Origin of the sequence: Sorangium sp. So ce295, assembly GCF_051527405.1 — a bacterium.
Taxonomy (GTDB): Bacteria; Myxococcota_A; Polyangia; order Polyangiales; family Polyangiaceae; genus Sorangium; species Sorangium cellulosum_B.
Genome location: NZ_CP150324.1, coordinates 6,277,700 through 6,303,399 on the forward strand (window position 1 = coordinate 6,277,700; position 25,700 = coordinate 6,303,399).

Genomic DNA, 25,700 nt, shown 5'->3' on the forward strand with positions numbered 1-25,700 from the left:
AGGCTGGAACACGGAGGGCGCTCACGTGCGCCGTTGGGGCCGTGGGCGGCGTTGCTGCTGCTCGCGATGACTTTGTTGACGGCGTACCCTGCGTTCGCGCAGACGGGCAGCGGTGTGCTCCTCGGGCGGGTAGTCGACGCGTCGAACAGGGCGCCGGCCGCCGATGTGGTCGTGACGGCGACATCGCCAGCGCTGCAAGGGGAGCAGCTGGTCGTCACGGACGGTACTGGCCAGTACCGTATCCCGAACCTGCCGCCGGGCGACTACACACTGCGCTTCGAAAAGGACGCGTTCAAGCCGTACGCGCGCGGCGGGATCGCGGTCCGCGCCGCGACGACCATCCGCGTCAACGTCGAGCTGCTCCCGGAGGCGCTCAAGGCGGCGGAGATCGTCGTTGTCGGCCGCGCGCCGACGGTCGACGTCGGCTCGAGCAGCGTGAGCCAGAGCATCACCCAGGACTTCACCCGGCGCATCGCCGTCTCGCCCCCCACGGGGAAGGGCGCAACGACCCGCTCCTTCGAGTCGGTCGCCGCGACCGTCCCCGGGGCGCAGGCCGACGAGTTCGGCACGTCCATCGCCGGCACCTCCTCCCCCGAGAACCAGTACGTGATCGACGGCCTGTCGGTGAACGACCCGGCCTACGGGATCGTCGGCACGCCGCTCACGATGGAGTTCATCAAGGAGGTCAACGTGATCGCCGGCGGGTACATGCCCGAGTTCGGCCGCGCGACCGGGGGCGTCCTCGATGTCGTCACGAAGAGCGGCGGCAACGCGTTCCAGGGCTCGGTCTTCTTCAACATCACGCCCGGCGTCCTCGAGGGCGCGCCCAAGGCCGTCCGTCGCCAGGGCGAGACCATCCAGACGGACGAGACCCTGTCGTCGATCCGCGACTACGGGTTCGAGGTCGGCGGCCCCATCCTGAAGGACAAGCTCTGGTTCTACGCGGGCGCGGATCTCGCGTTCAAGAGCTACTCGATGGAGCGCAACCTGTTCGCAACGCGCTACGACCCCACCACGTTCGAGCCGGTGACGGATCGCGCGACCGGGCTCAACGTCGTCGACCGGCTGCCGGGGACGCAGCGCTTCTACCGCGCCGAGGAGCAGACGCTGCAGTACCTCGGGAAGCTGACCTACCAGATCGATCCGGACCACAGCGTCGCGCTCTCCGTCTACGGCTCGCCCTCCACCTCGGGCGGCAATGGCGCGTTCGGGTTCGACCCGCAGCAGGGCGTGACCGAGCTCTCCAACATCATCGGCGAGTACGGCGCGATGGCGCACGAGTACGTGGCGTCGTCCACCGACGTCGCGCTGAAGTGGTCGTCTGCGTTCAAGAACAAGACCCTGCTCCTCGACGCGACCCTCGGCTGGCACAACCAGCGGAGCGCGCGGCTGCCCCCGGACGGCTCGGAGCTCGGGACGCGCGAGGGCCTGGCGGGCGTGCCCCTCATGGTCTGGCAGCGGTACTCCCCGAACCCGTACTCGATCGACGATTTCGAGAACCTCTCGCCCGAGGCCCGGGCCATGTGCAAGCCGCTGACGACGCAGACCGGCGAGATCGCCGCGGTGCCCTGCGCGGTGCGCCAGTACTGGCAAGGCGGCCCCGACTTCATCGACGACGCCGCGCTCAACCGCTTCCAGCTGAAGGCGATGGTGACGAGCATCTTCGAGGGGCTCGGGCACCACGTGGTCAAGGCCGGCATCGACGGAGAGATCACGACCTACAAGCACATCAAGGCGTACGCGGGCGGCACCACCTACGTGGAGGAGGGAGAGTGGGAAGCCTCCCATGACGAGCGACAGTTCGGCTTCCTGACCGGCCCGGACGGCCTGTCGACCGGCCCGGGCGCCAGGGACTATGTGATCCAGGACAAGCTCACGGTGTCGTCGCTCGGCGCGACGATCGGCGCCTTCGCACAGGACAGCTGGAGCATCCTCGACCGGGTGACGTTGAACATCGGCGTGCGCTACGACGCGCAGTACCTGTACGCGAGCGACGGCGCGCTCGGGCTGGCGCTCGCGAACCAGTGGTCTCCGCGCGTGGGCGTCGTCTACGACATCACGCAGGAGGGCCGGTCGAAGGTGTTCGCGAACTACGCGCGGTATTACGAGAGCGTCCCCCTCGACATGCTGGATCGCGCGTTCGGCAACGAGCGGTACACCCGCTCCTTCCACCGCGGGGGTGCCAGCGGCTGTAACCCTGGGAATCCCGAGGACGCGACGGGTTATGGCGCAGGGCAGTGCCGGAGTGACGACAACCGGGTTCCGCTCGACGAGGCCTTCGGCGCCCCAGGGGCCTTGAACCACGACCCGAACAAGAACTGGTTCACGTTCGGCGGCGGCAAGTCCCCGGTGGATCCGGACATCGAGCCCCAGTCGTCCGACGAGCTCGTGCTCGGCGGCGAATACGAGATCCTCCCGAACGGGCGTGTCGGCGCGATGTACACGAAGCGCTGGATGAACAACGTCATCGAGGACATGAGCCGGGACGAGGCGAACACCTACTTCCTCGGCAACCCCGGGAAGGGGATCGCCAAGGACTTCCCGGAGGCGAGGCGCGACTACGACGCGCTGACCCTCTATTTCAACAAGACCTTCTCCGACCTGTGGCTCGCCCAGGTGAGCTATACGCTGTCGTACCTGCGAGGCAACTATCCGGGCCTCTTCAAGCCCGAGACCGACCAGCTCGATCCGAACATCAACACGGAGTTCGATCTCGCGTCGCTCCTCGTCAACCGCGACGGGGCCCTGCCCGGCGACAACACGCACGAGATCAAGATCTACGGCGCGAAGGCGATCGAGCTCCCGAAGGGAATGGTCCTCGACCTCGGCCTCACGTACAGGTCCCGCTCCGGCGCCCCCATCGACACCTGGGGAGCGCACTACCTGTATGGCCCCGACGAGACGTTCGTCCTGCCTCGAGGCGAGGGCGGCCGCCTCCCCTGGATCCACAACATCGACGGTCACATCGGCTATTCGGTCAAGCTCGCGAAGGACAGCGAGCTCACCGTCACCATGGATGTCTTCAACATCTTCAACTTCCAGGAGACCGTCCAGGTGGACCAGCGCTACACGGCCGAGTACGTCGACCCCTGCGTCGGTGGAACGAAGGAAGATCTGAACCCGAGCAACGGCCCGACGTGCGTGAAGAACCACAACACCGGCGAGCCGCTCGATCCCAAGGCCGTGAACCCGAACTACGGCGAGCCGACGCAGTTCCAGACACCGCGGCAGTTCCGGTTCGGCGCGCGGGTGACGTTCTAGGCGCGGCGCGCGCGGGAAAGGATGCAAGCGATGAAGAAGCGATGGCTTGTTTGGATGGCAGGGCTCGCGGCGCTCTCACCGCTCGCGGCGATGTCTCCGGGCTGCTCGCAGCCCAAGCCCGAGTGCACGGTCGGCGGCGCCCTTGCGTCCCCGTTCGCAGCGAAGTTCACCCGGATCGACGGGGATGCCGAGGGCCCCTGTGCTCGGAAGGACGGGACTGTCGAGCTGGCCGGGATGCAGGTGTACGATCGGGACGAGAATGGCGACCAGCTCCCCGACGCGGACCCGAAGCGCGTCGCGATCCAGACCCTGGAATTCGGCACTTGGTACCGCGGCGGCGCCGCGATCGACCCGAACCCGGATCTGAACCCGTTCGCGATCGGTGCCTTCACCGCGCGCGAACCGGATGACAATGAGATCTGCACGGTTCCGACGTTCGATTCCGCCGAGGTGGTGTTGCTGCCCGGCGGCGAGGGCGGCGCCGGCGGCGAGGGCGGAGCCGGCGAGGGCGGAGCCGGTGGAGCCGGCGAGGGCGGAGCCGGTGGTGCCGGCGAGGGCGGCGCTGGCGGTGCCGGTGGCGCCGGGGAAGGCGGCGCTGGCGGAGCCGGTGGTGCTGGTGGCGCCGGGGAAGGCGGCGCTGGCGGAGCCGGTGGTGCCGGCGACGGTGGCGGTGCGGGCGAGGGCGGCGGTGGGGAAGGCGGCGGCGTACCGCCGGTGGCGCTGGGATCGCACAAGCTCGAGTGGCGCAACATGCGCGTGTACGTGACAGCCGCCAACCTCGGCAATCAATTCGAGGCAGAGGTCACCTACTCGGAGGAGAGCTGCTCGGCGACGTACAAGGTCGTCGGAGTCTGGCCGGCGATCGATTGTCGGGTCTACGCCCCGAATCCCGAGCCCGGAGGCGCTCCGATCCCCACGGACAAGGTCGATGAAGCTCTCTGCGTGGATCCTCGCATCTCCCCGGAGCTCAAGGTGAAGTGCGACGCTAGCGCGGGCCTGTGCGTGCTCGACGCGGACTCCATCCCCGCCCTGAAGTAGGCAACCTGGCGGACGGGGCGCCCATCGCCCCGCCTGCGCTCCTCCGGCCCCTCTCCCCTCACCTCCCGTAAAACGTCATCGCCCAGGCGCATCCCTGGTCGTCCGAAGGCGGCGGGCTCGAAGAGCCCCCGTTCTCCGCGCAGCGCCGTCGATGGTCGATGGTCGAGCGAGCGGTGATGCGCGCCCGCGACGACGCGCCCGACCGGCGGCCCCGAGATCAGCGCAGCTCACGCCGCGATCCCTCGGATCGCTGGCTCACGGCGCGGGCTTGACGGCCAGCCTCGCCAGCGCCGCGCAGCCCGCCCCGCTCGCGATCTCGAGCTTCGTCGTGAGCGCGCACAGGCGCGACGCCCGCCCGAGCGCCGCAGGATCGCCCGATACGATGGCCCGCTTGGACTCGTATCCAGTCCGGACCCCGAGCATCGTCTGCGCGCGGGGGGGCAGCTCCGCGCGCCGCGCCACGAGCAAATCACCGAGCTTCGGGCCGGGATCGGCGGCCGGCGCCCACGTCCAGACCGACGCGACCAGGGCGTCCGCGAAGGCCGCGCGCAGCTCGTCGCCGCCGCGCGCGCCCTCGCACGGCAGCGCCGGACCGACCGGCCCGACGTCGGTGGCGAGGAGCCTCCGCCCCGCGATCCGCCGGAGCAGATCCTTCTCCACGCCGGCGATCTTGCCGTCGTCGTCCGAGAACGCCCCCGCCTTGAACCGCACGGCGAGCGCGGCGCACTTCTCGTCGCGCTCCGCGCGCAGCCGCTGCTCCTCGCGGGCCCTCTCCTCGGCGCGCAGCCGCTCCTCGCGCTCGTGCGCCTCGCGGGCCTCCACCGCGGCGCACTGCTCGAGCCGCGCGGCCACGCGCCGCTGCTGCTCGCTCGCCGCGCGGCCGAGATCGTCCTTTGCGATGTCGCGGACCGCGCACACCTCCGGGCGCTCCAGGACCGCGTCGACGCGCGCGCGGGCGGCGCGGAGCCGCACGATCACCGAGAGCGCCGCGACGATGACGAGCGCCGACACGACGATCGACGCGATCCTGCGGAGCCTCCGCCGGCGATACGCCTTGGCCAGCGCGCCGCCGCCGCTCTCGTCGAGCAGCTTGCGGCAGCGGCCGATCATCGCCTGCCATTGCGCGATGTCCTCGGCGAGCACCTGGAGCGGCTCCGCGAACGGGCGATCGCGCCGGACCTTGTTCGCCAGCCGCTCGAGCCACATGCCGGCGTCGGGGGCCCGACCGTGGTCGGTCACCTCGGCGACGCCCTCGAGCAGCCCGCCGATGCGCCCGGCGTAGACATCCCAGGCGACGAGCGCCTCGGACTGGCTGTCGCCGAGCCGCTCGATGGCCTCGCGCACGTCGGCCATCGGGAGGAGGCGCTCGACGTCCTCCCGGCGCACGCCCGCGAGCTTCGCGGCCTGATCGACGCCGCGCTGGAAGCCTCCGAGGAGCCCCTCCGGCGCCAGCTCGCGGAGCCCCTCCGGCACCCGCCTCGCCTGCATGCACGCGCCGGCGTGGTGCAGCGGCCCCATCGCGCAGGTCAGGAAGGTGCCGCCGAGCTTCACGTCCATCGAACCGTGGCTCTCCTCTCCACGACTCTCCACGAGATACCCTGGACAGCCCGGCGCGGAAAGGCTCGCCGCGCTGCCCAGGGTGATCACCGGCCGCCGCGTGAGACCTCGAGGTCCCAGAGCGCGTAGAGCACGTCGACGTCGTACTCGGTGTGTCGCCAGCCGGGGTGGAGCCGGTAGCTGCGCGGGAGGAGGCCAGAACCCAGGATGGCGTCCGTCTGCTCGGCGAAGGTGTAAAGATACATCTTCACGCCGGTCAGCTCGGCGTCGGAGAGCGGGCGCGCGTGGCGCTCGTGGAGCCGGACGTTCGGCCTGCGCTCGACGATGCTCACCAGCAGGCGGCCGCCGGGGCGCATCGCGCCGGCCAGGTTCTTGAGCACGAGCGAGAGATCGTCGCAGAACTCGAGGGTGCCGAGCGCGAGGGCGACGTCGAACCGCCCCCAGGAGCGGGGGATCGGGAGGTGGTAGTCGTGCCGGTGATAGGCGCCGTGGGGCCGCTTCTTGCGCGCGATCTCGAGCATCCCCTCGGCGATGTCGAAGCCCACGACCTCCACGGACGGCGGGAGATCGCGCGTGAGGTGGCCCGGGCCGCAGCCCGCGTCGAGCACGCGGGCGCCGTCGGCGACCACCTCGCGCAGGAACGCGCGCACGGGCTTCTCGTAGTGCTGGATGTCTTTCCAGGTGGAGACGTAGTCGGGCGCGAAGTCCTCGTAGTAGTCGACGAGCCGCTCGATCCGGGTCGCTCGCTTCATGACGCCTTTCAGGTGATGTCGTCGACCGCCTGGACGGTCTCCTGGATGTCGTGCTCGTGCGTGTAGCCGAGGATGTCGCGCGCCCGCCGATCGTCGACCATGCACACGTAGCGGATGTGATCGAGCTCGGGGGCCGGGAACGAGGTCGCCCTGAACCGCCAGAGCCGCGGGATGATCGTCTGCATGACGAAGTGGGGGATCGCCGCGCGCGCCCGGCCGGTCATCTCGATGACGCGCGAGAGCGGCAGCGGCGCGGGCCCGGCGAGGTTGAAGATCCCGCGCACGCCGGGGCGGAGCGCCGCGAGGATCGCGGAGACCACGTCGTCCTGGTGAATGACCTGCACCATCGGGTCGAAGCCGAGGAGGGTCGGGATCACGTTGAGCCGGAGGTAGTTCGACGGCGCGTTCCGCACGGAGCCGAGGATGTGGACCGGCCTGAGGATGACCGTCTCGGTCTGGGGGTGCTTCCAGAAGAACGACTGCGCCAGCATGTCGACCTCGATGAGGTCGCGGATCTCGCTGAACGACGCGCCGCCGAGCAGCGGGGCGTCCTCGGTGATGAACTGCGGGTTGTCGGGGCGCGGCCCGTAGGCGTTCGCGCTCGACAGCACGATGAGCTTGGGCACGTCGTACTGCGCGACGAACTCGAGCAGCCGCTGGAACCCGGCGAGGTTCCAGCTGTGGTGCTCCATCTGGCTCACCCGCGGATCGTGCATGACCCCGAGGTGGACCACCGCGGCGAGCTGCTCCTGCCGGAAGATGTCCTGGGTCTTCTTGCGGCGGATGTCGATCTGGTGATGCTCGATGTCCTTGGGGCGCCCCTCGAAGCTGCGCCGGTCGACGCCGATCACGCGCCGCTCGCGGTGGAGGCGCCGCGCCAGGCGCCGCCCGAGGCGACCACAGATGCCGGTGATGAGGATGGACCGGAGGGACGGATCGGTGTCCGCGGCGGGACGGCGGCCTCGACCGAGCATTCGTTCGCTCATCGGAGCGACGGTCGCTTCGAGGAGGCCGATGGTCAAGCCCTTCGTGCCGGTGCAGGCCCACGCGAGTTTTGCTATCGTCCGCCGCTCATGGCCAGCAGAACGACGCTCGCCAGGCTGAGCCACTTCGTCACCCACAGCGCGCTGCCGCTGGCGCGCGTCGGGGTCGACAGCCTGCGCGGCACGATCGACGACGCGACCATCCGGCTGCTCGGTCAGGACTTCGAGGACCGTCTGCGCCGGGTCGCGCTGCCTCACGCGGCGGACGGGGTCGACCCGTTCGGGCTCGACCGGGAGTGGGCGAAGTACGCGGTCGGGGTCGCCGCGTTCTTTCATCGCTTCTATTTCCGGACCGAGGTGTTCGGCATCGAGCGCGTCCCGCCCGGCCGTGTGCTCCTCATCGCGAACCACTCGGGCCAGCTCCCGTTCGACGGCATGCTCATCGCGGCCTCGCTGTTCCTGGACGCGGAGCCGCCGCGCGTGATGCGGAGCATGGTCGAGAAGTGGACGCAGACGCTGCCGTTCGTGGCGACCTTCTTCTCGCGCGTGGGCCAGGTGGTCGGCGTCCCCGAGAACGCGCGCCGGCTGCTCGACATGGGCGCGGCGATCCTGGTGTTCCCGGAGGGGACGAAGGGGATCTCGAAGGGGTTCTCCAGCCGCTATCAGCTGCTCGACTTCGGGCTCGGGTTCATGCGGCTCGCGCTCGAGACCGACACGCCGATCGTGCCCATCGCGGTCATCGGGGGCGAGGAACAGTACATCTCGCTCGGCAACCTCGAGTCGGTCTCGAAGGCGCTCGGCATGCCGACGTTCCCGATCATCCCACAGCTCCTGCTCCCTGGCGGCCAGATGCCGCTGCCGACCCGATACCGGATCTACTTCGGCGAGCCGATGACGTTCCACGGCGACCCCGACGACGACGACGCGGTGATCCAGGAGAAGGTGGCGCTCGTGAAGGGTCGGATCCAGTCGATGCTGAACCGCGGCCTGAAGGAGCGGAAGAGCGTCTTCTGGTGATCGCGTGATCGCGTGACCGCGTGATCGCGTGATCGCGCGGGCGCTCAGGCGCCCGCCAGCGTGACCGCGGCGTCGGGGCCGTGCGCGAGGACGCGCGCGAGGCCGCCGAGGATGGCGGGCTCGTTGCGATGGCCGTGGCCGATCGGCAGCCCGGCGACGACGGGGATGCCCAGCGGGAGCAGCCTGTCGCGGAGGACCTCGTCCACCGTGATGCCGTCGGGGCCTGGTGCGCATTGATCGAAGTCGCCGAGGACCACCGCCGCGGCCGGGGCGAGGTGGCCGCCGACCTCGAGCGTCGCGAGCATGCGATCGATGCGGTAGGGCCGCTCGGTGACGTCCTCGAGCAGGAGGACGCACCCCTCCGGGACCCGGAGCCGCCCCGCGGCGGCGCAGGCGTGGAGCAGGGCCAGGTTGCCGCCGAAGAGCGGCCCCTCGGCCACCCCGGCACGCAGCGTGGTGAGGCCGTCGAAGCGGCGCTCACCCAGCGGATCTTCGAGGGCGCGGATCAGCGCGGCGCGGGCGCGGGCGTCGCCGCGCCCGAGCGCGGTGACATGGATGCCATGGAGCGACGCCACGCCCGCGCGCGCTGCCTCGACGTGGAGGGCCGTGACGTCGGAGAAGCCGACGATCCAGCGGGGGTGCGCAGCGAGGGCGCTCCAGTCGAGCCGGTGGACGAACCGGTTCGCACCGTAGCCGCCGCGGGCCGCGAAGATGGCCCTGACGTCGGGGTGCGAGAGCGCGCGGGCGAGCTCGTCGCTGCGCCGGGCGTCGCTGCCGGCCAGGTACCCGGCCCGCGCGAACAGCCCGTGATGGGAGGGCGCCGACAGCGATGGCGGGGCGCCGCGCCGGCCATCACCGTCGCCGTCGAACGGAGGCGGAGGCCCCTCGCCCGCGTCGAAGAGGACGCGGTAGCGCTGGGCGAGCCAGCCGATGCCGACCCGCGCGAGGACGTGCTCGAACGGGCTGGAAGGGGCGATCACCGCGACGGTATCGCCCGGCCGGAGCGCCGGGGGCAGGATCGGCGGGCGAGAGCTAGCGAGCACCAGGGTCGTCGTCGATCAACTCCACGTCTTCCGCATCCGTGTCGACGTCGATCGCGTCGGAGCCAGGCAAGGGCGGCACGACTGGCGCCGTGGGGGCAGCGGGCGCGACGGGCAGCGCAGGGGCCGAGAGGGGCGCCTCATCGTGCGCTCGATGGGCCTCGCCGTTGTCGACGTCGCCGAGCGTCGGGGGCCCTGCGTGCGCGTCGAGCTCCGACCACTGCGCGGGAGCGGCTGGCGCATCGGAATACGCAGCCGGAGCGACGTGGAGGACCTGGGTGGCGCTATCCAGAGGGAGCCTCTGCCCCTCGCGCAGAACCACATCGCCATGGGCAGCGCCGCTGCCCGCGTCGGCGTGCGCAGCGACGCCGTAGGCCCAGACCTGCTGCTCCGGCTCGACCGGCAGCGCTTGCGAGGCGGCGGCGTCCGTCGGCTGCGCCTGGGGAGCCGACAGCGCCTCCGCCGCGGGGTACGCCTCCGCCGCCGGGTACGCCTCCGCCGCGGGGTACGCCTCCGCCGCGGGGTACGCCTCCGCCGCGGGGTACGCCTCCGCCGCCGGGTACGCCTCCGCCGCCGGGTACGCCTCTGCCGCCGGGTACGCCTCTGCCGCCGGGTACGCCTCAACCGGCTGCGCCTCCGCCGCCGGGTACGCCTCAACCGGCTGCGCCTCCGCCGCCGGCTGCGCCTCCGCAACCGGCTGCGCCTCGGAGCCCTCGTGCGCCTCGGAGCCCTCGTGCGCCTCGGAGGCCGCGTAGCCGTTGCTCGCCGCCGCCACCGCGCCGGCCTCGAGGCCGAGCGTCTCGAGCGCCGGCGCCCGGGGCGCGAGCGGCGGCTCGGTCAGCGGCGGGCCCGGCGCGCGCGTCGGCAGCGAAGGAGGCGGCGGGGTGCGCTTGAGCTTCCCGGTCTTGGCCCGCTCGAGGCCCGCGGTCGCGTCCGGATCGCCCGCCTTCATGCGGAGGACGCGGCGCCAGGCGTCCGCCGCCTCGCGCGCTTCGCCGAGCTCCTCCTCCCAGAGGCGCGCCACCTTGCGCGCGAGCTCCGCCCGCTGCGCCGGATCGCGGCCGCGGAGGATCTGGTCCTCGTAGAGCTGGATCATGCCGCGGTGATCGCCGAGCTCCAGCAGGAGACCCGACAGGTCGTTCATCACGTCCTGATCCGAGGGCGACAGATCGTGAAGCTTCTTCAGATCCGCCGCGGCGCCCTGCCGGTCGCCGAGCACGTCGCGCCGCAGCCTGGCGCGACGCTGCAGGAGCTTGCGCACGAGCGGGCCGTCAAAGACCTCGTCCAGCGCGCGGTCCAGCGTCGCGCCGACGCGGGGCAGGTCGCCCACCTCACGCCCGAGGGCCTCCAGCGCGTCGAGCGAAGCGTCGTCGACCTGCGTGAGCACCGCGCCGCCCAGCCAGCCGAAGGCGCGGTCGACGTCGCCGAGATCCTTGTAGGCGATCGTGGCCGCGCGGCGCAGGAGCGCCGCCCGGGTGCGGCCGCCGTCGCGCGAGCCCTGGCCGCCGGCCGCGAGCGCCTCGGCGAGGATCGCGCGCAGCGCCGTCGACCGCGACCGCTCGTCGTCGTCCCGCGCCACCTGCTCGAGCGTGGCGATCGTCTCTTCCTGGACGCCGCCGCCGAGGGCCAGCTCGAAGAAGCTCCTCGCCCGGTCGGTGGCGCCGCGCTCGCAGGCGATCTGGGCGGCGCGGACGAGCGCCGCGAGGCGATCGGCCGGCGTGCGGCACCGGCTCACCTGGCGCTCGAAGAGGTCGATGATGAGGCCCGGGGCCTCGGCCAGCGCCGCGAGCCGCTGGAGCAGCGGCTCGACCTCGGCGGTCGGCACGCTCGCGAGCGCGCCCTCGCCGTGGTGGATCGACTCCAGCGGATCGGCGCCGACGGAGACCCGGACCTCGGCCTGCCGCACGAGCTCGGCCGCCCGGGCCACGCCGGAGAGATCTCTGGCGAGGAGCTCGTGCGCGACGGTGAGGGCCTCGCGATCCTGGAGCTCCACCGCGATCGCCTCGAGCTTCTCCGCGAGACCGGCGTCGGCGGTGCGGGAGCGCGCGAGCTCCATCGCCACGCGCGCGGCGTCCTTCTGGCGACCGACCTCCACGAACCGCTCGAAGGCGCCGCGCAGGGCGACCTCGCGCCCCGCGCGCGCGACCGACTCGTTCCAGGCGACCAGCTTGGTCGCGACGATCCCCTTCCACCCGTGCCGATCGCCGAGCGCGACGTACGCCTCTCGGCACGGCTCGTCGCCCTGATCGGCGAGCCGCTCCAGGAGCGCCAGCGCCTCGTCGCTCTTGCCCAGCTGCTGGTCGAGGATCTCGGCGAGGCGCCGGGTCATCTGCGACGCCTCGTCGTCGTCGCCCTCCATCTCGATCAGGATCGCCATCAGGCGCGCGACCTTCGGCCAGTCGTTCAGCCGCTCGGCGAGCCGCAGGAGCCGGGCGACCGCGTCGAGGTCGTCCGGCTCGACGGCGTGGACGATCTCGAGCGCCCGGACGGCGCCGCGCGGATCGTCGAGCGGGCCCTCGTACAGCGCCGCGAGCCGCTGCGCGATGTCGACCTGGTCGTGGCCGTACACGAGCACGAGCTCACGCTCGAGCGCGCCCGCGACCCCCCTCGGGTTGCCGCGCCGCTCCTCCAGGTCGGCGATCCCCTGCAGCGCGATCCGGTTCTGCGGATCGAGCGTCGCCACGACCGCCTCGTAGCGCGCGATCGCGGCCTCGAGGTCGCCGGGGCCCTCCGCGAGCATGCGCGCCTCGCGCAGGGCGAGCGAGATCTTGCCGGGCTCGCTGTCCGTCAGATCGCCGAGCTTGCGGAGGAGCTCCGCGCCCTGCTGGTGATCGCCACGCTCGCCTGCGTCCTGGGCCAGCCGCTCGATGGCCTCGGCGTCATCGCCGTCGGCGAGCAGGAGCGTGAGCGTCGCGCGCTCCCCGTCGCGATCGCCGAGCTCGCGCTGCAGGGCCGCCGCGGCTCGCCGCGCCGCGACGCGCTCCGCCCTGTCGCCGAGCACCTCGGCCCGGCTCAGGAGGAACCGCACGAGCTCGGGCCACCGACGGGCGCGCCGGTAGAGATCCTCGATCGCGGGGGCAGCGTCGGTCGCCGGATCGATCTCGACGGCGCGCTCGACGCGGTCGAGCGCGCCGTCGACGTCCCCGGCGCTGAGGAGCAGCTCGGCGGCCTGGACGAGGAGCGCCGGGCGCGCCTTGCGGTCCGCGAGCAGCGCGCGCTCGCAGAGCGCCCTCGCCGCCTCGGCGAGCCGCCCCGCGGCGACGTAGGCCTTCTGCGCGAGCTCCCACAGCCTCGGTTGGCGCAGCAGCTCGGCGGCCTGGCCGTAGGCGTCGCCCGCGGCGCCCGGCTCATCGAGCCGCATCCGGAGCTCGCCGAGCTTCTGAAGGAGCGGCCCGTGGTTCAGCTTCCCCTTGAACCAGGACGTCGCGTCGGCGAGGACCCGCGCCGCGAGATCGAAGCGCTCGCCGCGCTCGAAGAGCTTGACGGCGGACAGGAGCGCCGCGCCGTCGTCGGGCGTGAGGCCCGCGATCCGCACCCACGCCTCCGCGGCCGCGATGGGGTCGCGGCGCTTCTGCTCGTGGAGCACGACGAGCGCCTTCTCGATCTCGACCCTCTGCGCGACGTCGGGCGTCGCGGCGGCGTCGTGCTCGAGGAGCGCGGCGAGGTCATCCCACCGCGAGCTCTGCTCGAGCAGCCGCCTCAGCTCGGCCTGGGCCTGCGCGTCCCCGGGATCGAGCTCGGAGAGCAGCTTCCAGGCCTGGACCGCCGAGTCGACGTCGCGCAGCTGCGCCTCGCACAGCCCGGCGACGTCGCGCAGCTGCGCCTTCCTGCGCTCGACGGGCGCCTCGGGGACGCGCGCCGCCGCGAGCAGGACGTCCCGCAGCTCGACGAACATCCGCTTCTGGCGCAGCTGCTCCTCGACCTGCGCGAGCACGTCCGGGTTGGCCGGCTCGCCCTTGAGCACCTCGCGGAGCTTGGCGAGCGTCAGCGGCTTGCGGAGCTCGGCCGGCTCCTCCCTCGGCGGCTGCAGCGCCTCCGAGGGGGCCGAGCCGCCGAAGGCATCGGGCGCCGGCGCGGCGCCGGCCAGGCCGTACGCCCCCCCGGAGGCCGGCGCCGCGTCATCCACGGGCGAAGCCAGCGTGTCCGGCGCCGTCGACCCCGGCGCGGGAGCGAACGAAGACGCCGGCGCGAACGCGGCCACCCCCGGCTCGACCAGGCCGGCGGCAGCCGGCAACGAGAGGACGCCCGAGGGTGGCACGGACGCGTGCGCATGGGCGGCACCCGCGCTGGGCGGCACCGACGACCGGTGCGCTGGCGCGGCAGCCACGCCCAGGGGCGGCGGCGGCGCCGACGGCAGCCGCGGGGGCGGCGGCACGGACGCCCGCTTGCGCGCCTCGGGGGCCATGAACCCGTTCGGGTTGACCTGGAGGTAGGCGAGGTAGCGCGGGCGGAGCTCCGCGATGCGGCCCAGCTGCTTCCCGTAATGGTCGGCGAGCTGCATCGCGCGATCGTGCCCCGGCGCCGCGCGGAGGGCGTACACCGAGTACGAGTAGCCGTACTCCCCGTCGTACGTCTCCGCGAGCGCCACGAAGAGCTCCGCGGCCTCGTCGCGCTCTGGCTGCGGCACCGGCTCGCCCGCCTCGATGCGGTCGACGATGGCGACGCCGAGCGCCTGGACGAGCCCCACGTCGTGCGGCACGAACGCGCGCGCGTTCCGCAGCGCCACGGTGGAGCCCGCGAGATCGCCGGCGCGGCGCCGGATGTCGGCCTCGTCGCGCAGCAGGGCGAGCCGCCGATCCGGGTCGTCGACGAGCGCCTGCTCCATCGCGAAGTACGGGATCGCCTCGGCGTACTGCTGCTGGGCCTTCAGCATCTCGCGGGCCGCGTAGATGGCATAGACGTTGTGCGGATCGAGCTCCGCCAGGCGGCGCCAGTTCTCGAGGGCGCGCTCCGGCCGCGAGAGCGGCGGCTCGCTCCACAGCCGGCCGAGCTCCTCGTGCAGGGTCGAGACCTGCGCGCGCACCTCGGGCCGCTCGAAGAGCAGCGGCGTGAGCGCCTTGACGAGCCGCTCCAGGAGCGCGACGAGCGCCTTCTGATCGCCCTTGTCGCGGTAGAGCTGCGCCAGCCGCTCCGCCGCGGTCCGCTGCGTCGGATCCTTGTCGATGGCGATCATGAGCGTCCGCGCGGCGTGGTGCGCGTCGCCGATGGTGGTCGACCACACGTTCGCGGCCTCGCTCAGCCAGTGCGCCGCGTACGATGGATCTGCGGTGGAGCTGCCGACGCGCTCGAGCAGCATGGCGTACGAGCGTGGGTCCTGCTCCCCGGCTCGGTGAGCATACGCCAGGGCTTCCCCGTCATGCGGATTCGTGACGAGCCGCTGGACGAGCGTTTCCATCTCACGGGGATCCATCGGTGCGCGGCGAAGTTACACGTTAGCCTCCGGCTCGTACAGCGACTCTCGGCGTCCTTCGCGATCGGACGCCGCTGTCTCTCGCGCGACGGGACTCCATGGAAGAGCGGGCCTTCGGGGGCCCACGTCGGCCTTGCGCAGCGGTGCCGCGCGCGTGCCGTCATCAGTCGAATTTCACATACGGCTTGCGCTGCTGCGCTGGCTTTCGCCTCGGTGTCGACGCCGATGGTACGCCCGTGGGCGCGGGCGCCGCGCTGGCAACACCCGCGGGCGGCGCGGCGGGCGGCAGCGCCGGCGCTGTCGGCGCGGCGGGCGGCAGCGCCGTCGGCGCGGCGGGCGGCAGCGCCGTCGGCGCGGCGGGCGGCGGCGCCGTCGGCACGGCGGGCGGCGGCGGCGCCGTCGGCACGGCGGGCGGCGGGTCGACGCGCGAGACCGCGCTCGCGAGTGCCCTCGCTTCCAGCGCTACCCCTTTCTGAAGGCTGCGCGCGCTGCCGTCCGCAGCAGGCCGGCGGAGCTCGCGCACGGCGAGCGCCATGACGATCAGGGACAGGGCGCCGGCGCCGACGGCCACGCGCGACGTGCGCCTCCGCGGCGCGCGACGCAGCGTGCTCGGCGCCTGCGCGGCGCCTTCGCCGTCGCCCACGACCGCGAGCAGCTCGCTCGTGGCGCCGACCTCGGCGGGCTGAGCCGGGCCGAGGCGCTCGCGGTCGAGGCTCGGCCTGGCCTCGTCCATCGCGCGATCGAGCTCGGCGATGAACGCCTGGGCGCTCCGCGGCCGCTCCTCGGGCCGCTTGGCGAGGGCGCGCTGCAGGAGCTGCGAGAGCGACGGCGGGATCCTGGCGTCCGGCGCGGCCTCGCTCGCCGGCACGGGCGACGACGTGATGTGCCTCGCCATCACGACGACCGCATCGTCGTCGATGAACGGCGGCCTCCCGACCAGCATCTGATAGAGCAGGACGCCGAGCGAGTAGAGGTCGCTCCGCGCGTCGAGCGGCCTGCCCTGCGCCTGTTCCGGCGACATGTACCGCGGCGTCCCGAAGACGGTGCCTGCCTGGGTCTCGAGGGCGTCGACCGGCCGCTCTGTCCCGGTCATCACCTTCGCGATGCCGAAATCGAGCACCTTGCAGATCTCCTCGTGCTCGCCCGCGGGGGGCCTCGCCAGGAACAGGTTGTCCGGCTTGAGGTCCCTGTGGATGATCCCCTTGTCGTGCGCCTCGGCCAGCGACAGGAGCGCGTGCCGCGCGAAGCGGGCGGCGTCGCCCACGCGCAGCCGCCGCAGGCGCTTGAGCCGCTGACCGAGCGACTCGCCCTCGAGCAGCTCCATCGCGAGGTAGAGGGAGCCGCTGCTCGACGTCGTCCCCTCCCCGGGCGAGCTCTGCTCCGCGGAGCGACCACGGCCGAAGGCCGCGTCCGTCGCGTCGTCCACGACCTCGCCGAAATCGAACACGGTGACCGTGTACGGCGACCTGAGGAGGCTCATCGCGCGCGCTTCGCGGGTGAAGCGCGCCTTCGCCTGCGCGTCGAAGGCCCTGTCCGACCGCAGTATCTTGATGGCCACGTCGCGGCCCATCGCCTCCTGGCGCGCGCGGTACACCGTGCCCATCGAGCCGGCGCCGAGCTTGCCCACGATCACGAACCGATCCGCGATCGTGATCCCCAGGAACGGATCTCCGTCGGCCTCGCCGAGCACCTCGCGGCTCACGAGGGCCAGCCCGTCGTGGGGGCAACGAGGTAGCCTCGCGCTCTGGCCGTCCTGGGAGCCACGCTCGCCGGCGGGAGACGGAAGCTGGCTGGACGAGCTCCTCCCCTCCAGCGCGACGGCCCCGAGGTGGTGGCAGCGCGGGCAAATCAGCGCCATGGCCCTGCTGGGCTCGCCGGGCGACCCGGGGGCGCTGGCTGGGAACTGGCCGTCAGCTGCACGAACTACCACCGCGATGGGGGGATCGTCCGTTACTTGGGCTCGCATCGCAAGGCCCACGACTCGCCTGTCGCTCGCGGGTGGCACCCGAAGAACGCGGCGTCGCCGCAGGACGCATCGCTGCAGCAGACGTCGCTACAGAATCGCTGCGTTTGTTCAGGATCCTTGATGCACATACCACTCCGACAGTCCTCGGGCGTGGTGCACGGAACGCCGACGGCCGCGAGGCTGTCCCCGGACAGCAGCGTGATGCACGCGCGGACGGTCGAGCGTCCGTCGATCGCGAGCTCGGCGCAGCCGACGCGCTGCCTCACCTCGCCGGGCGTGTCCGGGCACATCTCCGAGCCACAGCACGGGATGGTGCAGCGGCCGCTCCCTTCAACCTCGGCGCAGAGCCCGGACGCGCAGTCCTCGTCCCCAGCACACGGCTCGAAGTAGCCTCCATCCCCCAAGGCGGCGGCCTGGCACGCCCAGGCCGGACCGGACGAGACGAGGTCCGTCGTGAGCCGGCACGCCGCCCCGTTCGCGGCGCAGCCGGTGTCGGAGCAGCAGGCGTCGACGCAGGCGCCGTCGTCGCAGATGCCAGATCGGCAGTCGCCGGGCGCGGCGCAAGGCGCGCCGGAGAGCCCCGCGCCCACGTCGGGCCGCCCGACCTCCCGGCCGATGCGACAGAGGCCGCTCCCCCCGCCGTCGGGGATCCAGCAGACCGCATCCCGGGCAGGGTCGCAGTCGCTCGAGCTGCAGCAGGCGCGCGAGCAGACGCGCGGCCCCTCGACGTCGAACAGCGCGGGATCGAGGCAGAAATCGAGCGCGCCGCAGTCCTCGTGCCGCGCGCAGCGCGCGCCCAGCGCGCGCTCCAGCTGCTGCTCGGCGCAGGCGCCCTCCCTGCAAACGGCGCCCTCGGGGCACGCCGGCGGCCCGAGCGCGCCCTCGTCCGTGCAGTGCACCGGGCCCAGCGTGCCGTCGACGAGGACCTCGCACCCGGCGCCGAGCGACACGAGCGCGGCGAGCCCGCGGAGCAGCCTGCGCCGCGCGGCGCTGGGGCGCATCAGAACTGCACCCGGAGCCGGGCCCCCTCGGCGCCCAGCGACAGGCGGATCCCCTGCGCCCCTGCACCGGCGCCGCGAGGGAGACGGCGATCCTGCCCCGGCGTCAGCGAGCGCGAACCGACGGCCGAGGCCCCGCGAGCGGCCGGGATCGCCGCGGGAGCCCCCGGAGCCAGGTACAGGTAGAGCGCCGCTGCCCCGGAGAGCCCGGCGACCAGCAAGGCGACGTCCGCGGCGACGGCGCACCGGTGGGCGGCGCTCGCGTCGGCCTGCAGGTCGGCGATGGAGACGCCGGCCCCGGTGCGCTCGCCGGCGCCGGGATCCCGCGCCAGGGCGAGCGCGGCGAAGACGCCGCCGACCACGAGCGACCCCGCGGCGATGCCCCCGCTGACGCCGAGCCAGGTCGCGCGCGGCGTCGCGATGCCGACCGCGACGGGATGGCGCGGCAAGCGCGGCAAATACGGCAGCGCCGTGGAGACCGAGGCGGCCTTCGCGGGCGCGGACGGCGGCGGCTTCGCGCTGGCGAGCTCTCGCTTCGCGCCCTTGAGCCGCTTGAGGACCGCATGCACCTCCTCACGCGCCTTCGGGAGCGCCTCCATGTCGAGGTAGCGGCGGTAGTAGCGCTCGGCCTCGTCGATCTCGCCAAGCCGCTCGTGGATCATCGCCAGGTTGTAGATGAGCTCTTTGCCCTCGGGATCGAGCGCCACGGCGGCCTCCAGCTTCGCGATGGCCGCGCGGTACTCGCCGCGCTGGTAGCGCCGCTGCGCCTCGTCGTGCAGCGCCGTCGCTCGCTCGATGCGGAGCCGCTTCTCCTCCTCGTCTCGCGAGAGCGGCGGCGGGGCCGGAGGGCTCGGCCCGACGCCCTGCGGCGGCGGGGCAAGAGAGCTCGGCCCGACGTCCTGCGGCGGCTGCGCGGGCGGGGCGGCGGGCGCGACCGCAGGCGCGCTGAGCGGCTCCGGCGCGGGCACCTGCGCCGCCAGCGCCGGCGGCGCGCCGTGGGCGACCGCCGCGGCGGCTGCGACCGCGGAGGCGAAGCGCACGACGATGCGCCCGGCCCCGGGGCGGATCGAGCGAGGCAAGCGCGCTGTGGGGCTCGTCACGGCCGCCCACCATAGCGTAACTTCCGCGCGGATAACGGCGTCTTGCGGCGGGCGGGGTGAAGGCCGCCGCCCCGGCGATCACCTGAGCTTGCAGCTGTACTCGCCGGCGAACACGAGCGCCCGCTCGCACCTGACGCCCACGGCGCGCTTCGCCGTGGTGAACTCGAAGGTCTGGCCGAACGGCGTCCGCTCCAGCCGCGTCATCTGCGCTCTGCAGCCCTCGCTCGCGCGGCGCCGCTCCGGCGCGCTCGCGGCGCCGTCCTCGCCGCACGCGACGAGCGCCGCCCTCCGTTCGACGTCGGCGTTGTCGGAGACGACGTTGTAGACCGCCGAGACGCTGAACGCGACGCAGAGGGCGAAGAGGGCGAGCTGGCCAAAGCGCTTCACAGCCGGAGCTTACCCTGTCCGGCGCGCGAGGGGCTCGTCGCCGCGCGCGACCCGGCTCAGAGCCGCATGCCCGAGCCGGGCAGCGGGTTCCACGGCTGCCGGCGGGTCGTGTACTGGCCCCGCACGAACGCCCCCAGCACGGGCGCGATGTTGCGCGCGATGTCGTCGTCCCACTCGCCGCCGTTGATCCCGTCCTGCGGCGAAAGATCCGGCGAGAGCAGGAAGAAGCCCGGATAGAGCCGCCGCGGCACCTTGATCTGATCGAGATCCTCCTTGAAGAGATCGATGTCCACGCGCACGAGCCGCACGCTCCGGAGGGCCGTTTGCATCAGCGGATCGCCGAGCGAGCGGTCGACCCCGCGGCACGGCTCGCAGGGATCGCTCGTCGTCATCACGAGGACCTTCTCGCCCTGGGCGTATGCCTCCGCCCGCTGCTTGGCGAGCTCCTCGCTGAGCACGGACACGTCGACGCCGATATCGACGATGGAGACCCCGCCGATGCGCCGGTGGGTCGTGTGCTGAGGGACGCTGCCGCTCGGCTGCACCGCCGGAGGAGGCGCCTCCGGCAGCGGCATCGACGGCGACGCCGTGCTCGCCGGCTCCGGCGAGGCCTCCCCCTCCGGGAGGGCGGAGGCCGTCTCTCCGCTGTGATGGGTGCTCCACATCCACACGCCGAAGCCGATCGCGGAGCTCCAGCAGAGGGTGAGCAGGACGCCGAGCGCGAGCCCGACGCTGGCGAGCGCGTACCCCCTGCGCACGGCCGGGGCCTGCTCGATCTCGCGGCGAGCCGCCCATCCGAAGGCGATCGCGGCGATCGCCCCGAGCGGCCCGAACAGCGCCGCGACGAGCGAGCTCACGGCCAGCGTGGAGAGCTGCCGTCGCTCCGGCGGGGGCGGCGGCGTGAGGTAGGGATCCTGGATGATCAGCCGAGCCGCCCGCGCGCGGCTCGGCTGCGCTGCATCCGGCGCGAGCGCGACGCGCCCGCGGGCCGCGACCGTGTCGCAGGGCGGCACTCCGGCAGGCGGCTCGCTCTCGCAGGGCAGGGCGCCCGCCTGCGCGTCCCTGAGCGCTGCAGGCGGCTCGTTCGCATCGCGGTTCGGCGGTGGCTGAGTCGGGCCGAATGCGTGGCTCACGCTCTTCATCCTAGCGCCGGAGGCCGCGCTACGCCCGCCGCACGGGCCCTCTCGTCGCGTGAGCGCTCAGGGGATGCAGGTGCGATCGAGCACACGCAAGACTGCGCGCTTCGTGCTCACACCGGTGCTCATGGGCTCCGTCCATGCGACGCCCACCCGCTCACCGGCGAGCGCCACGCTGGGAGAATCCTTTACGGGAAACACCCCATCCGACACCCGGATCCCTCGAGCAGAGGGCGCTCCGTCGGCGGCCAGCTTCGCGAGGAGGGCTTGCCCCTCCACCTTGCCGTCGTGGCCGACCCACGCCACGAGGGCCCCGTCGCCGCTCGGCGCGAGCGCGCGCCACTTGCCCTTGCCAACGACCCAGGGCGCCCCGCGCGGCCGCGCCTCGGCGTCCAGCGCGCGGGCGATCAAGGTGGCTCCCTCGCTCCAGACCAGCAGCGCGCCGGCGCTGCCCGTGGCCACAAGGCCGAGCCGCTGATCCCTGTCCGGTGTCTCCTGAGCGGCGCCAGCCGGTCGGTCGCCGCCCTGTCGCTGCGCAACGACGTGAGCACTCCCTTCCCTGCCCGCGGCGTCGAACCGCGAGGCCCGGATGCTCCCGTCCTCCTCGTCCTGCCAGGCGACGAGGTAGCCACCGGACGCGTCGGCAGCGACCGTCGGCCAGCGCGGCTTCTTGGCGCTTCGCGTGACCCCGACCGCCTTGAGCTGCGGCTGCGCAGGATCCACCGGCGCGAACTGGAACACCCCGAGGCGCTGGCGGTCCGGTCCGAAGGGCGCCGCTGCGACCAGGGCGCCACCTGGAGCGGGCGCGAGGGCCACATGGTCGCTGACCTCCCTCCCGATCGCGCCGACACGCTGGATCTCGACCGGCGGGTTCGTCTCCCAGCGGGGCCGCGCGTACGCCAGCCCCTCCGCGTCGAACCAGGTGACCACCCATTGGTCTCCCGAGGAGAAGATCCGGAGCCCTGCGTCTCGCGTGCTCGAGATCGCCCTCGCGCGAGCGACCTGCCGGGCCTCGCTATCGAAGCCAGCGAACGCAATCTGCGCGTCCCCTCCCTTGAGGTCCACGAGCCACACGGCCCCGAACGAGCCGTCGGCGCGCCCGGCGATCCCCATCCCCTCGCGCAGGATGTAGGTCGCGATATCACCCGACTTCGCCTTGCACCCTTCCAGGGAGCCGACGGGCACGAACTCCTGGACGCCGGTCCCGCGCGGCAGCTCGGGCTCGGCCGGCGCAGTGGCCACGGCGGGCTCGGTCGGGGCGCTCGACGCAGCGGCGGCAGCGAGGACCGCCCCCGAGGCGCTCGGACCAGGGGCTGCACTCGCGGCTCCTCCCGCCGAGGGGGAGGAGCGGCGATCACAGGAACTGCTGGAGACGGCGAGCAGGGACAGAGCCACGACCTTGGCAAGAGTCGTGGCTAGGGAAGCAGGATAAGAAGAGCGCTTGGTGCGAAGCAGAGGACTTGAACCTCCACGGGAGTTACCCCACTGGAACCTGAATCCAGCGCGTCTGCCAATTCCGCCAGCTTCGCGAGCGGGGACGGCATCACTACCTCACCCCCTCGCGTTCCGTCAAGCGCTGTATCACGCCCCGAGCGTTTTTCTTCTCCCTGCGGTTCCGTCCGGTTGGGTTCCCCCGCCGACGCCGCACCGGTGCACGGCGAGGAGCGCCTGTGCTAGGGGAGCGCGCTCCCATGGCGGCCATCGGCTCACCTCCTCCCCTCCTTCTCTTCGTCGGCGTGCGCGCCGTCGACCCGGCACAACAGCTCGACGACGTGATCGACGTCGTCGTGGAAGACGGCGTCATCACCCGGGCCGGACGCGGCGCAGCGACCGACGAGCTGCGCCGCGCCGACCGGGCCGAGATCATCCAGGGCGATGGGCTCCTGCTCCTCCCCGCGTTCGTCGATCTCCACGCCCACCTGCGCGAGCCCGGGCAGGAGTACAAGGAAGACATCGCCTCCGGGCTGGCGGCCGCGGCGGCCGGCGGCTTCGCCCACGTGTGCGCGATGCCGAACACGCGGCCGGTCAACGACACCCGCTCCATCACCGAGGCCATGATCGCGCGAGCCCGCGCGATCGGGGGGCCCGCGCTCCACCCCATCGGCGCGATCACGATGGGCCAGAAGGGCACGGAGCTCACCGAGATGGCCGATCTCAAGGACGCCGGCGCCGTGGCGGTCTCCGACGACGGCCGCTGCGTGACGTCGAGCTCCGTCATGCGCCGCGCGCTCGAGTACGCGAAGACCTTCGATCTCACGATCATCCAGCACGCCGAGGACCACGCGCTCACCGACGGGGCGCAGATGCACGAGGGGGCGATCTCGACGCGGCTCGGCCTCCGGGGCTGGCCGCGCGTGGCCGAGGACATCATCGTCGCGCGGGACGTGCTGCTCGCCGAGGCCACCGGCGCGCGCTACCACGTCGCGCACATCTCGTCGCTCGGGGCGGTCCGCATCCTCCGCGAGGCGAAGGCCCGCGGCATCGCGGTGACCGCCGAGGTCACGCCGCACCACCTGACGCTCACCGACGCCGCCGTGCTCGGCTACGACACGGCGTGCAAGGTCAACCCGCCCCTGCGCGAGCAGGCGGACGTCGACGCGCTCCGTGAGGCGCTCGCGGACGGCACCATCGACGCCGTCGCGACCGACCACGCGCCCCACTCCACGCTCGAGAAGGACTGCGAGTTCGCCGAGGCGTCGCCCGGCCTCATCGGCCTCGAGCTCGTCGTCCCGGTGCTGCTCGACCTCGTCCGGCAGGGCGCCCTCCCCCTCGGGCGGCTCGTCGACGCCCTCACCCGCGCCCCCGCCCGCATCGCGGCGCTCGAGGCGCCCACGATCAAGGCCGGCGCCCGCGCCGAGCTCTGCCTCGTGGATCCGAACCTGAGCTTCGTGCTCGACCCGGCGCGCCTCCGCTCGAAGAGCAAGAACACGCCGTTCCTCGGCCGGCAGCTCACGGGCCGCGTCAAGATGACGCTCGCCTCGGGGCGGGTCGTCTTCGTCGACGGCGAGGGAGCGGCGACATGAGCTCGCGCAAGGTCCATTTCGTCAGCCTCGGCTGCCCCAAGAACCGCGTCGACTCCGAGGTGATGCTCGGCGTCGCCCGCGCGGCCGGCTACGCGCACGTCGACGACGCCTCCGAGGCCGAGGTGATCGTCGTCAACACCTGCGGCTTCATCGGCGAGGCGAAGAAGGAGTCGATCGACGCCATCTTCGAGATGGCGCAGCACAAGGAGCACGGCAGCTGCAAGCGCCTGGTCGTGGCCGGCTGCCTGTCGCAGCGCCACCCCGAGGAGCTCGCCAGCGAGATGCCCGAGGTCGATCACTTCCTCGGGTCGAGCGACATGCTCAAGCTCGGCCGGGTGCTCGCGGGCGACGCGGAGCGGATGCTCGTCGGCAACCCGGCGGAGTGGCTGATCCAGGCCGGTGATCCGCGCACCCTCTCGACCCCCGGCGGCAGCGCTTACGTCAAGATCGCCGAGGGCTGCAACCGCACCTGCTCGTTCTGCGTGATCCCGGACCTGCGCGGCGCGCAGCGCTCCAGGCCCATCCCGGACGTGGTGCGCGAGGTGGAGCAGCTCGCGGCGGCGGGCGTCCGCGAGATCAACCTCATCTCGCAGGACACGATCGCCTACGGCCGCGACGCGGCGGGCCGCGCCGAGGACGGCGCGCGCGCGACGCTCGCGCAGCTCGTCGAGCGGGTCGCCGACGTGCCCGGCGTGCGCTGGGTGCGGCTGTTCTACCTGTACCCCGAGACGATGACCGACGACCTCGTCGAGCTGCTCGCCGGCCACCCGCGGGTCGTGCCCTACGTCGACATGCCGCTCCAGCACGCCGCCGACGCGATGCTGCGGCGGATGCGGCGCGGCCACGGCGGCGATCGCCTCCGCCGGGTCGTCTCCACGCTGCGCGAGCGCGTCCCCGACCTCACGTTCCGCACCGCGTTCATCGTCGGCCACCCCGGCGAGACCGACGCCGAGTTCGAGGAGCTCTGCGACTTCGTGCGCTGGGCCGAGTTCGAGCGCGTCGGCGTGTTCCGCTACTCCGACGAGGAGGCGAGCCGCAGCTACGAGCTCGAGGGCAAGGTCCCCGCGCGCACGGCCGCGAGCCGCTACCGCCGCCTCATGACGCTGCAGCGCCGCATCGCGCACAAGAAGAGCGCCGCCATGATCGGCCGCGAGCTCGAGGTGCTCGTCGAGGGGACGAGCGACGAGCACGAGTACGTGCTCATGGGCCGCCACGCCGGTCAGGCGCCCGAGATCGACGGACAGGTCTACCTCTCCGGCGGCGAGGTCCGCCCCGGCGAGATGTGCCGCGTCCGGATCACGCAGGCGAGCGACTACGATCTCGTCGGCGAGCTGCTCGACGACGAGGAGAGCGGGCGCGGCGCCGGGCTCCCCCCGGCCGCGGATCTCGGCGCCGTCACGGCGAAGCGGCGCGTCGCCCTGCGCGTGCTGCAAACCGATGGACGCGAGCGCCAACAGAATTGACGGTCCGGCGATCGGGTCGCGGCGCGATCGCTGAAAATCCCGCTGCATCAGGGCGCTCCGCGGCGGAGGGGGCGCGGCACACGGTGTGCTATGACGCCGAGCCGTGCCGATGCTCCGCCGCGCTGCGCTTCACCTCGCCGTAGCCCTCGCGATCTCGCTGCTCGCCGGTGCGGCGTGCCTGAGCCCGACGCTGCCGCTCCCCCCGCCCGAGCCAGCCGACACGATGCGGCCCGCCGCAGATCGCGAGGGGGTGTGGCAGATCTCGGGCAACTGCAGCCCTGGCGCGCGCGTCAGCCTCTTCAACGAGCGGACGCAGCGGGGCGTGATCGAGGACGACACCGACGGGAACGGCCGTTACTTCCTCGAGATCGAGGCCCAGGTCTGCGACACCCTGCTCGTATGGCAGGAGCTGGAGGGCAACGGAGGTGAGGAGAGCGAGGCGCAATCGTTTGTCGTCGAGGAGCGCACACCGCTCGGCGTCGTGAACGACGTCTGCCCCTGAGCGCGCGACGAAGCTCCATGCGCCGAAGTGGGATAGGGACGACACGACAACGTGACGACGCGGTGAC

The 25,700-nt window shown here is 72.8% G+C and carries 17 protein-coding genes and 1 tRNA gene; 6 read left to right on the plus strand and 12 right to left on the minus strand.

What is annotated here, in order from left to right; genetic code table 11:
* Nucleotides 1–66 precede the first annotated feature (66 nt).
* On the plus strand, nucleotides 67–3,261 hold the full coding sequence (locus WMF11_RS23690) for a TonB-dependent receptor (protein WP_437979019.1): 3,195 nt from the start codon (nucleotides 67–69) through the stop codon (nucleotides 3,259–3,261).
* A 30-nt stretch (nucleotides 3,262–3,291) separates the two neighbouring features.
* Nucleotides 3,292–4,299 carry a hypothetical protein gene (locus tag WMF11_RS23695; protein WP_437979020.1) on the plus strand — a complete coding sequence of 336 codons (1,008 nt, stop codon included), beginning with the start codon at nucleotides 3,292–3,294 and terminating at the stop codon, nucleotides 4,297–4,299.
* Nucleotides 4,300–4,554: 255 nt separating this feature from the next.
* On the opposite strand, the gene WMF11_RS23700 is transcribed toward WMF11_RS23695, so the two are convergent.
* The 3 genes from WMF11_RS23700 to WMF11_RS23710 form a co-directional block, all read right to left on the minus strand.
* Nucleotides 4,555–5,856 carry a hypothetical protein gene (locus WMF11_RS23700; RefSeq protein ID WP_437979021.1) on the minus strand — a complete coding sequence of 434 codons (1,302 nt, stop codon included), beginning with the start codon at nucleotides 5,854–5,856 and terminating at the stop codon, nucleotides 4,555–4,557.
* A gap of 86 nt (nucleotides 5,857–5,942) precedes the next feature.
* A complete protein-coding gene (locus WMF11_RS23705; protein ID WP_437910705.1) occupies nucleotides 5,943–6,608 on the minus strand; it encodes a class I SAM-dependent DNA methyltransferase in 666 nt (221 codons plus the stop codon).
* Nucleotides 6,609–6,616: 8 nt separating this feature from the next.
* Nucleotides 6,617–7,582 carry an NAD-dependent epimerase/dehydratase family protein gene (locus WMF11_RS23710; RefSeq protein WP_012236892.1) on the minus strand — a complete coding sequence of 322 codons (966 nt, stop codon included), beginning with the start codon at nucleotides 7,580–7,582 and terminating at the stop codon, nucleotides 6,617–6,619.
* Between the two features lie 99 nt (nucleotides 7,583–7,681).
* Between WMF11_RS23710 and WMF11_RS23715 the strand changes: the two genes are divergently transcribed.
* Nucleotides 7,682–8,608, plus strand: coding sequence for a lysophospholipid acyltransferase family protein (locus WMF11_RS23715; RefSeq protein ID WP_437554969.1), 927 nt, complete (start codon nucleotides 7,682–7,684; stop codon nucleotides 8,606–8,608).
* A 44-nt stretch (nucleotides 8,609–8,652) separates the two neighbouring features.
* Here the strand turns inward: WMF11_RS23715 and WMF11_RS23720 are convergent, their stop codons facing one another.
* From WMF11_RS23720 to WMF11_RS23760, 9 genes are all read right to left on the minus strand, one after another.
* Nucleotides 8,653–9,651 (minus strand): S66 peptidase family protein, encoded by a 999-nt coding sequence (locus WMF11_RS23720; protein ID WP_437910706.1) that lies wholly within the window; start codon nucleotides 9,649–9,651, stop codon nucleotides 8,653–8,655.
* A complete protein-coding gene (locus tag WMF11_RS23725) occupies nucleotides 9,641–15,043 on the minus strand; it encodes a hypothetical protein (RefSeq protein WP_437979022.1) in 5,403 nt (1,800 codons plus the stop codon). Before WMF11_RS23725 ends, WMF11_RS23720 begins: the two co-directional genes overlap by 11 nt.
* Before the next feature lie 178 nt (nucleotides 15,044–15,221).
* On the minus strand, nucleotides 15,222–16,916 hold the full coding sequence (locus tag WMF11_RS23730; protein WP_437979023.1) for a serine/threonine-protein kinase: 1,695 nt from the start codon (nucleotides 16,914–16,916) through the stop codon (nucleotides 15,222–15,224).
* Nucleotides 16,917–17,008: 92 nt separating this feature from the next.
* Nucleotides 17,009–18,025 (minus strand): hypothetical protein, encoded by a 1,017-nt coding sequence (locus WMF11_RS23735; protein WP_437979024.1) that lies wholly within the window; start codon nucleotides 18,023–18,025, stop codon nucleotides 17,009–17,011.
* The gene (locus WMF11_RS23740) at nucleotides 18,025–19,122 is read right to left on the minus strand and encodes a tetratricopeptide repeat protein (RefSeq protein WP_437979025.1); all 1,098 of its coding nucleotides are present in this window, start codon (nucleotides 19,120–19,122) and stop codon (nucleotides 18,025–18,027) included. The genes WMF11_RS23735 and WMF11_RS23740 overlap by 1 nt, the downstream gene beginning before the upstream one ends.
* 78 nt (nucleotides 19,123–19,200) lie before the next feature.
* On the minus strand, nucleotides 19,201–19,509 hold the full coding sequence (locus WMF11_RS23745) for a hypothetical protein (RefSeq protein WP_437910711.1): 309 nt from the start codon (nucleotides 19,507–19,509) through the stop codon (nucleotides 19,201–19,203).
* Between the two features lie 56 nt (nucleotides 19,510–19,565).
* Entirely contained in the window at nucleotides 19,566–20,642 is a 1,077-nt protein-coding gene (locus WMF11_RS23750; RefSeq protein WP_437910712.1) for a DUF4190 domain-containing protein, read from the minus strand.
* A 66-nt stretch (nucleotides 20,643–20,708) separates the two neighbouring features.
* Nucleotides 20,709–21,887 (minus strand): hypothetical protein, encoded by a 1,179-nt coding sequence (locus WMF11_RS23755; protein ID WP_437979026.1) that lies wholly within the window; start codon nucleotides 21,885–21,887, stop codon nucleotides 20,709–20,711.
* Nucleotides 21,888–22,087: 200 nt separating this feature from the next.
* A tRNA-Leu gene (locus WMF11_RS23760) sits at nucleotides 22,088–22,174 on the minus strand.
* A gap of 162 nt (nucleotides 22,175–22,336) precedes the next feature.
* Here WMF11_RS23760 and WMF11_RS23765 point away from each other — a divergent pair.
* The 3 genes from WMF11_RS23765 to WMF11_RS23775 all read left to right on the plus strand — a co-directional run bounded on the left by WMF11_RS23765 (nucleotide 22,337) and on the right by WMF11_RS23775 (nucleotide 25,633).
* Nucleotides 22,337–23,668 (plus strand): dihydroorotase, encoded by a 1,332-nt coding sequence (locus WMF11_RS23765; protein ID WP_437979027.1) that lies wholly within the window; start codon nucleotides 22,337–22,339, stop codon nucleotides 23,666–23,668.
* Nucleotides 23,665–25,131 (plus strand): 30S ribosomal protein S12 methylthiotransferase RimO, encoded by a 1,467-nt coding sequence (rimO, locus tag WMF11_RS23770; RefSeq protein ID WP_437910714.1) that lies wholly within the window; start codon nucleotides 23,665–23,667, stop codon nucleotides 25,129–25,131. Before WMF11_RS23765 ends, rimO begins: the two co-directional genes overlap by 4 nt.
* A gap of 109 nt (nucleotides 25,132–25,240) precedes the next feature.
* Nucleotides 25,241–25,633, plus strand: a complete 393-nt coding sequence (locus WMF11_RS23775) for a hypothetical protein (RefSeq protein ID WP_437979336.1) — start codon at nucleotides 25,241–25,243, stop codon at nucleotides 25,631–25,633.
* Nucleotides 25,634–25,700: the final 67 nt, after the last annotated feature.